The sequence below is a fragment of the Sporofaciens sp. SGI.106 genome, assembly GCF_050314255.1.
Lineage (GTDB): Bacteria > Bacillota > Clostridia > Lachnospirales > Lachnospiraceae > Claveliimonas.
On the sequence record NZ_JBNPMZ010000007.1, the window covers coordinates 123,272 to 131,230 of the forward strand.

At 44.8% G+C, this 7,959-nt stretch carries 7 protein-coding genes; 1 reads left to right on the forward strand and 6 read right to left on the reverse strand.

Annotated elements, in window-relative coordinates:
- Window positions 1-3 precede the first annotated feature (3 nt).
- From ACQRCC_RS07570 to ACQRCC_RS07585, 4 genes are read right to left on the reverse strand one after another with little or no spacing between them, the layout of a single operon-like run.
- Window positions 4-2,763: an NYN domain-containing protein gene (locus ACQRCC_RS07570; protein ID WP_427850211.1), complete on the reverse strand. Its 2,760-nt coding sequence runs from the start codon at window positions 2,761-2,763 to the stop codon at window positions 4-6.
- Between the two features lie 33 nt (window positions 2,764-2,796).
- Window positions 2,797-4,104 carry a hypothetical protein gene (locus ACQRCC_RS07575; RefSeq protein WP_427850203.1) on the reverse strand — a complete coding sequence of 436 codons (1,308 nt, stop codon included), beginning with the start codon at window positions 4,102-4,104 and terminating at the stop codon, window positions 2,797-2,799.
- Between the two features lie 38 nt (window positions 4,105-4,142).
- Window positions 4,143-4,955, reverse strand: coding sequence for a DNA-3-methyladenine glycosylase family protein (locus tag ACQRCC_RS07580; RefSeq protein ID WP_427850204.1), 813 nt, complete (start codon window positions 4,953-4,955; stop codon window positions 4,143-4,145).
- Window positions 4,949-5,485 carry a prolyl-tRNA synthetase associated domain-containing protein gene (locus ACQRCC_RS07585; RefSeq protein ID WP_427850212.1) on the reverse strand — a complete coding sequence of 179 codons (537 nt, stop codon included), beginning with the start codon at window positions 5,483-5,485 and terminating at the stop codon, window positions 4,949-4,951. Before ACQRCC_RS07585 ends, ACQRCC_RS07580 begins: the two co-directional genes overlap by 7 nt.
- A 227-nt stretch (window positions 5,486-5,712) precedes the next feature.
- Between ACQRCC_RS07585 and ACQRCC_RS07590 the strand changes: the two genes are divergently transcribed.
- On the forward strand, window positions 5,713-6,141 hold the full coding sequence (locus ACQRCC_RS07590) for a GNAT family N-acetyltransferase (RefSeq protein WP_427850205.1): 429 nt from the start codon (window positions 5,713-5,715) through the stop codon (window positions 6,139-6,141).
- On the opposite strand, the gene ACQRCC_RS07595 is transcribed toward ACQRCC_RS07590, so the two are convergent.
- Window positions 6,131-7,489: an FtsW/RodA/SpoVE family cell cycle protein gene (locus ACQRCC_RS07595; protein WP_427850206.1), complete on the reverse strand. Its 1,359-nt coding sequence runs from the start codon at window positions 7,487-7,489 to the stop codon at window positions 6,131-6,133. The genes ACQRCC_RS07590 and ACQRCC_RS07595 overlap by 11 nt on opposite strands.
- Window positions 7,490-7,492: 3 nt before the next feature.
- Window positions 7,493-7,822, reverse strand: a complete 330-nt coding sequence (locus tag ACQRCC_RS07600; protein WP_427850207.1) for a PadR family transcriptional regulator — start codon at window positions 7,820-7,822, stop codon at window positions 7,493-7,495.
- Window positions 7,823-7,959: the final 137 nt, after the last annotated feature.

A 7,959-nucleotide genomic window follows, 5' to 3' on the forward strand; every position in this document is an offset into this window, starting at 1 on the left:
CCTTTATTTAAATTCTTTTCGTCCAAGCCGTACTTCATTCATCTCTTCCCGCATTGCATCATCCATGTGGTCAAAAAGATAATTCTTTCCGCTCTCCCTGTGACTTTCCCATTCCTCCTGTATCTGGCGGCGTACGATTTCCACTTCCTCCCGGAATTCTCTTGCGGATATCAGTTTTCCGCCCTGCCCCAGGGTAACTACCTGCTCCACACCGTCAGAAGTTGCAACCGTCACGTGATATTTCCGGCCGATCTGATGTACTACTTTCTCAATATACTGGTCTGCCGTCTCAGCTTCTTTTGTATATACCACATGGATATTGTGATATTTCTGAATTTCCATTGCGTATCCTTCGACCTTGTAGGCATCAAATACAAGAATGACAGCACACTTTTTAAAGCCCTGGTAATTACAGAGAATATCCATCAATTTATTTCTCGCCGCCTCGATATTTTCCTTCGCCAGTTCTTTCAGATCATCCCACGCGAAAATGATGTTGTATCCATCCACCAGCAGATATTCTTCGATTACTTCTTCCTTCTTCTGCTTTTTCCTGTCATTATCCGCTGAAACAGTTCTCAGAGTATTACCGGTATTTCTCTCTATCTTCCCATAGGTACGGATAAATATTTCTTCCAGCTCTTTTTCTTCCTTCGCATTCCAGGACGGACGATGGTCTGCCCTGCCGGTTCCGGTTTTGCCCCGTCCGGTTTCTTTTTTCCCTGTCATATTGCCGGATTTCAAAGCTTCTTCCTGCCGTCTCGCCTCTTCCCGTGCTCTGGCTTCCACCTCGCGTTTTTCCAGCTGATTCTCCAGATGCATATAGTCCGGCACCTGATTCCATGGGACATTGAATCCCGCTCCATGCGCACAGAAGACAGATCCTGCAGGATTGTCCAGATCCCGCTCCGGATCATAACCGATTTCTGCAATTACTTCTTCCGGATTATGGCATGGCTCATAGCCTTTGAAAATACAGGACAGACGCCCCCTGCCCTTCGTGTATCCGATCACTTCCATCTGATAATCCCGCATGGTGGCTACCGGCGCACTTCCGCTTATCACTGCCATTTCGCCGTCCGTCTCCGGCGGCTCAAATGTACCCGCCATCCGCTGGATATCCGTAAGTGCTCTTCCCACCATCTCCGCCGGAACTTCCAGCCGATACTCATAATAAGGTTCCAGAAGAACCGGTTCTGCCTGCATCAGCCCCTGACGTACCGCCCGGTAGGTCGCCTGCCGGAAATCCCCGCCTTCTGTATGTTTCAGATGCGCCCGGCCTGCTGCCAGCGTGATCTTCATATCCGTAACAGCAGACCCGGTCAGCACACCTCTGTGCACCTTCTCTGCGAGATGAGTCAGGATCAGTCTCTGCCAGTTCTTATCCAGCACATCCTCACTGCAGTCACTGCAGAGCTCCAGTCCACTGCCGCGTTTCGCCGGTTCCAGGATCAGATGCACCTCCGCATAATGCCGGAGGGGTTCAAAATGTCCTACACCTTCCACGGTCTTTCCAATGGTCTCTTTATATACAATATTTCCGGTTCCGAATTCCACTTCCATGCCAAACCGTTCCCGGATCACACTTTTCAGAATCTCTGTCTGCACCTCGCCCATCAGCCGCGCATGAATCTCCCCCAGCTCCTCATTCCATACAATCCGGAGCATGGGGTCTTCCTCTTCCAGCTGCTTCAAATTGCGAAGCGTCGTATGCACATCACAGTCCTTCGGAAGCATGATCTGATAATTCAGAACCGGTTCCAGAACCGGCTTATCTGACATCTTCTCTCTTCCAATCCCCTCGCCCGGACAGGTCATTGAAAGCCCCGTAACCGCACAGATACTTCCCGCCTCCGCCTCCTGCAAAAGTTCATACTTTTCTCCCGAGTACACCCGGATCTGGTTCACCTTCTCCTCCCAGGATTCGCCGCATTTTGTCTCACCGCTCAGACTGTCCTTTACATGCAGAATTCCAGACGTAACCCGAAGATGGGTCAGGCGGTTTCCCTGATCGTCCCGGGATATCTTATACACTTTGGCTCCAAAGCCATTCTCCGCATCATTCTTTAAAGCACGTCCCGGCTGCGCATATTTCTTCAGACCATCCAGCAATTCCTGTACTCCATCCAGCTTGAGAGCAGACCCAAAATAGCAGGGGAATACTCTGCGCTCTCCGATCATTCGCCGAATGGTGTCGTCTTCCGGCCTTCCCTGTTCCAGATATTCTTCCAAAGCCGTCTCATCACAGACGGAAATATTTTCCAGGAATTCCTCGCTTTCATCGAATAGTATGCAGGATTCATCCAGCCGCTTCTTCATCTCAGCCATTAATGCATCCCTGTCCGTTCCGTTTTGATCCATCTTATTAATAAATAAAAACACCGGAATCCAATATTTTTTCAAAAGATTCCACAGGGTACGTGTATGCCCCTGCACTCCGTCTGCACCACTCACGACAAGAATGGCATAGTCCAGCACCTGCAAGGTGCGCTCCATCTCCGCCGAGAAGTCCACATGCCCCGGAGTATCCAGAAGTGTTGCCTGCATATCCCCCAACCGGAACTCTGCCTGTTTGGAAAATATGGTAATCCCCCGGCTGCGTTCCAGCTCAAAGGTGTCCAGAAATGCATCCTTGTAATCGACTCTTCCAAGCTTTCGTATATTCCCACACAAATACAGGATGCCTTCCGACAATGTTGTCTTACCGGCATCCACATGGGCCAGAATACCAATACATATATGTTTATTCACATTTTTCTTCATTCCACTATCGTTCTCCACTCTATCATTCTCCCTCTAAGGAAGGCAGGCACAAGGGACACAATGGGATCCGTAACTCAATACCTCATAGCCAATCCCCTGAGCTGTAAGTTCTTCACAAAATCCCTGAAAATACAGCTCTTCCTCCCATTGCTGGGCAAATTCCAAAAAGAAATATCCATTTGCAGCTATGACTTCAATCACGATTCCGTCATTTCCCAATTCATTTTCAATCTGAATTTCCTTCACATAGCGTTCTGCCTCGCCCATCTTTGCCTGCCCCACATAACTTACAACATAACTGGTTCTGCCCATAAAGCTCTCCCGCATTTTGTTAGCCATTGCACGCTTTGCCTCAACCGTCGGCAGCTGATCCATCATAGTGTAGTACTTACAGGCATTTCCAACACCCGCCAACAGTAACTCTTTGTCCGAAGCAAGAATCAAACGCCCTCTGTATGCCGTTGCCTGAGTTGTAAATGGTTTTGCCTTTATCACATCATCATAAGACAGGAATGTAATTCCTATCGGGGAACCTTTATACTGAGGTGTATCCAGCGCCGGACGAAGATTAATAGCCATACCGGCAACAATGGAACTCTCATTTTCGGGATTCAATCTGTCTATTGCTCTTGCCATCATAAGAGACAACACCACCCCCGGACTTCCATCCTGTCTGTGACAATACTGCATCATCTCTTTCTCTGAAATCCTCAGGGCATAGTGTACCGGTTCCGTAACATGAATACGCGTATCCTCATGCAAATTCAGAGCTTTCCCTTTATCAAATCCACCATTTTTCTGTACCCTGCTGCTGCATTTTTTTATAAATTCTACATTCGGCTCAGGTAGTTTTCGCTTTCCACTCATAATCTCCTCATAAGGATTTACAGTTTCTTCTTTTGAAATTTCAATTCCTGCCCGGATTCCCTCTGAAGAAAGAGATGAGTCATATCTGGTGAGACAGTAATAATAAACAAGTGTCCGCAACATCTCCATTGCCCCGTTTCCATCCGTAAGGCCGTGGAACATATTCAGATATATAGCATCCTCAAAATACGTAACTGCAAACAGATACTCATTATTCTCCCGACTACCCAGACGGGCCGGTTCATCTGTATGTTTAACCACAATCGGAGCTGTATTTCTCTCGAGATAATATTCCCGTTCATTTCGCTCACACTTCACCATATAGTAAGGATAGCGCTGTGCCATCCTGTCAACCGCTTCCTGAAGGAGTTTGCCATCAATAGCATCCTGTAAACGAAGCGTAATTCGATATGACTCAGCGTTCTCCTCTCCTGCCGTATAAAAATAGGTCGATTCAGATATGATTTTTTCCATTATACTCCTCCTTGTTTTCTTGAGTAATTTTCATTGTACTAATCCCCACCACGCAACTCCCAGTAAAAGATATACTGCTGCAGTACACCCTCATATCCTTTATAGCGTCTTCTGGGGAATCCCCGTTTATAATGCATCTCCAGCGCCTGTCGGATATGCGTATCAACGGGAAACGCCTGCAGATGATGCAATCCAAACAAGCAGATACAGTCCGCAACCTTCTCTCCGACACCAAATAACTGCAACAATTCTTCCTTTGCTTTTTTATACGGCATTTCTTTCACAGCATCCAGATCCACTTCGCCTGCCACAATACTTTTTGCCGTTCTCACCACATATTTGCTCCGGTATCCCAGATTACATTCCTTCAAAGCATCGTCCGTCAGGTTTGCCAGCGCCTCCGGCGTGGGAAAAGCATAGTATACCTCTCCCCTGTCATTTAATTTTTGTTCTCCGTAGCTCTCGCAGATATTCTGGATACATCTGCGGATACGGACAATATTATTTTGCTGTGAGATAAGAAATGAGACGATCATTTCCCACAGATCCTGCCGCAATATCCGTATCCCCGAGCCAAATTCTGCTGCATTCCTAAGATATGTATCATTGGGATTAATCCGCGCTATATATGACGCATAATCTATGTCCAGATCAAAATATATTTTCCAGAATTCTTCGTACTCCTCTTCATCACAAAAAAATGTGACCTCTGCTCCGTGCTGTTCCACCTCCAGATATCGTCCGGAAGCAATCACACTGTAAGTATCTTCGCTAATCTGATTCATTCGAAAACACTCTCCCGAATCGCAGATCTGCGCAAGACTGAAATTCTCTATTGTCCTTTTTAACATAACTTCACCGTAATATAATCATGATGTACCGCTTCCAGATATTTCCCAAATACATCCTCCGTCTTCATCTTCAGACTGGATGTATTCACACACGGATGGCAGCCGAATTCTTCCTGCTGTAACACATCTTCATCTACCAGAAGCTGTACCTTATTCTCCGGATCGAATATCAGCCCCATTATCGTTGCAGAACCCGGTGTTACATTCAGATATTTTTCCATATCTTCTCCCGAGGCAAATGACAGCCTTGAGGTTGGTATCTGCTTTGACAGTTCCTTCGTCTGGAGTGTCTTTTCTCCCGGCATCAATAGTAAATAAAACGCAGTCTTCTGTCTGTTACACAAAAACAGATTCTTACAGATATTGATTCCCAGAATCTTGTCCACCTCCAGACAGTCTGCAATGGTTCCCACCGCTTCATGGTCTGTCCTGTAATATGAGATTCCCAATGAATCCAGTACATCATATACCTTGATTTCCTTTTCCTTACGTCCCGAAACGTCTTCGGGACGGCCTTTATACAGTATCATATTCCAATCCTTCTCTACGTAATTTTCTTGAGTCATTTTCATTGTAGCACTTCCTCCTTCTTATGAATACCGATTTTTTATCTTTTTCATCAAATTGGATTTTTCAGGCTGAAATGCCTATGAAAATCTGAATTGACATTCCCTCCTTCAACTCGTATAATAAATAAGAACAAAGAAGTGGCCTCTGCTGCTTCTTTATTTTTTTATTGATTTTTAAGGAGATTATTATGGAATTTAAAACTGCTTCGATTGAAGATTTTGACATTGCTTTCGACTTTATTGAAAAATTATGGACATACAATAGTTATGACCGTACTGAAGTATATGATGTGTATAAAAAAATTATTACAGATCCCGATTCTTTTGCATTTTTCCTTTTTGATGAAAATAAATGTGTCGGATTCTGCCATGGCTGTTATTTTAACACCTTCTGGATGGCAGGGCTGACCTGTTATGTTTCCAGTATTATCATTGATGAAAATTTACGGGGAAAGGGATATGGTACTGCACTGATGGATCATGCAAGGGAACTTGCTGTGGACAGAGGCTGCAAGGCTATGATCCTGGATTCCGGATTTCCCCGCACCTCTGCCCACGCTTTTTATGAAAAATACGGTTTTGAAAAAGGATGTTATGGTTTTGAACTTATCCTCTGATGATCGGTATCCTGCCTCTCTTCGGTGTTCTTTGCTGATGAGCGGGCAGGATATTTTTATATCTGTAAATGCTCAGGATGATACCCAGCATGATATAGCTTACCACGATGTTGCTTCCTCCCGCCGAAAAAAACGGAAGATAAGACTGAGCTGCCGGTAAAAATCCCATGCTCATCAGAATATTTATAATAGCATTGCAACAGAATACGGTTCCACAGCCGCATCCCACAAGCATTCCCAGCTCGTTCCTTTGATTAAACGAAATACGAAATATTCTAACCATCAGAAAAACAAGAACACCGAACACCAACAAACCTGCAAGCATCCCGTAAGCAGCAATCAGGTATACGAAAATATAATCTCTGCTATACTCAAACGTTGGATTATCCAGCATCTGTCTGACTGTATCGGAAGAACTTCCTCCTATCACACTGCTTTCTGATAATAAAGTGCGCAGAATTTTTCTCAAATAACTCTCTTCTCCCTGACCAAAAATAGCTTTCAATCTTGCCATCTGATAATCTGCAAGCCAATGACATTTTATTGCGATACCCAAGAAAACTGCCGGACCTCCTGCAATGATTCCCCATAACAGAAGAATCATCCTGCGCTTTGCAATACGAAACCAGCCTTTATATACGGCAATTGACAATACAACTGCCATAGAAAACAAAAGAATCACAGCCAGATTCAAGCTTGGCATCCGAAGCGCTGTGAAAACCGGGATGATCATCCATATTAATGCCAGCACAATCCCTTTTCTTCCGCTTCCCCGGTATTGATAAAGAACCGCTGCATAAACCGGCACATAGAGCATTAACATGGCAAAAAGTGATATACTGATTCCGGCTATGTAAATATGGCTTACCCTTCCGTTAATCATAAGACCCCACCCGGAAACCGCCAACACAGACACTCCTATCATGAATCCGGCAATGATTTTAGCATACTTTGCAATAACGGTATAATCCAGGCGGTAAATGAACAGCATTATCCCAAAACCAAATATGGTGTGGAAGGCAAAACGGAAGCTCTCCATCCGATTATTCCCGATAGCAATATGGATAACAATTCCGGCTATGCTGATAACGGCAGCCATCAAAACCATATCCCATGCCAAAGCCGGTCTGTGAATCCGGTCCATGGCTATTCCCACCTCTATCGGATCACCCATATCTCGAACGGCTTCTTCTAATGCTTCCGACCGTGACATCCCCTCAGCCACATTTGCTTCTGCCTGATCTTCCATATGATTGCGTATTTCCTCTTCGATCATTTCATGGGCTTTCCTGCACCGTACCTGTTCTAATACGTTTCTAATATATTCATCCATACAATTCATGTCCATACATTACACCCCCATCGCCAGAACCTGTGTAACTGCATCTGCATACTCACGCCATTCTTCTGTCTTTTTTGCCAACATACTTCTCCCCTGCTTAGTAATGCTGTAATACTTTCTCACCTTTCCGCAAAATTCCTGTTCATAGCCTGTTACCATCCCTTTATCTTCCAGCCCATGTAAGAGCGGATAAAGTGTTCCGGCTTTCAGTTCGAACACATTCTGAGACCGACTGCGAAGAGTTTCTATCATCTCATAGCCATACATATCCTTTTCAGATAAAAGCTTCAGAATCAACATCGTCATACTGCCGGAAACCAGAGATTTTTCAACTGCCATAATCATTCACCTCCATTTTTCATAACTGTCTTACTCCACATACAACAACGCACATATCGGTCATCTACATATCGATTAACTATATAATATATCGAGAATCTATATATGTCAAGATGAAAATTTGCCGCTTCCTGTAC